Origin of the sequence: Methylobacterium sp. J-030 (assembly GCF_022829545.1) — a bacterium.
Classification (GTDB): Bacteria; Pseudomonadota; Alphaproteobacteria; order Rhizobiales; family Beijerinckiaceae; genus Methylobacterium.
On the sequence record NZ_JAKSYM010000411.1, the window covers coordinates 1 to 461 of the forward strand.

General features: G+C 73.3%; 1 protein-coding gene. It reads right to left on the reverse strand.

The features are described from left to right. Positions 1–58 precede the first annotated feature (58 nt). The coding region (locus MKK75_RS35565; protein ID WP_244047178.1) for a hypothetical protein at positions 59–461 on the reverse strand (403 nt) is incomplete at its 5' end.

Sequence of the window (461 nt, forward strand, 5' to 3'; positions counted from 1 at the left end):
CCTCGCGGTTCTCGACGCGCATCAGCATGCCGCCCGTCCGGCGGCCGAAATGCCACCGCTAGAGGCCGTGGCGCGAGCCAAGCTCCGGGATGCCCTCAACGTCCGCGCCGGCGCCCGTATGCCCGTTGCTGTCGACACCCCCGGCCACTACCTCGACCACGAAGCGGACGGCGGCATCGACCCGGGCTTCGGCCTCGGCGGGGGCGGCGCGCTTGACGTCGACCACCTCGCCGATCGCCGCGACAGCCTGACGGGAGGCGGCAGCCTTCACCCGTGCGCGGTCGCGATCATGCGGGGCATCGAGGCTGGCCGGCTCCGGTGCAAGGTCGGGCCGCTCGCCGCCCCTCTCAGACCATTCCGTGATCCGGCGGGCCAGGTCGTCGCCGCCGTCCAGTTCGGCAAGCTGAGCGCGGCTCTCGGCGACGATGGCCTCGTGCTCCACCTCGCGCGCCTTCGCCAAG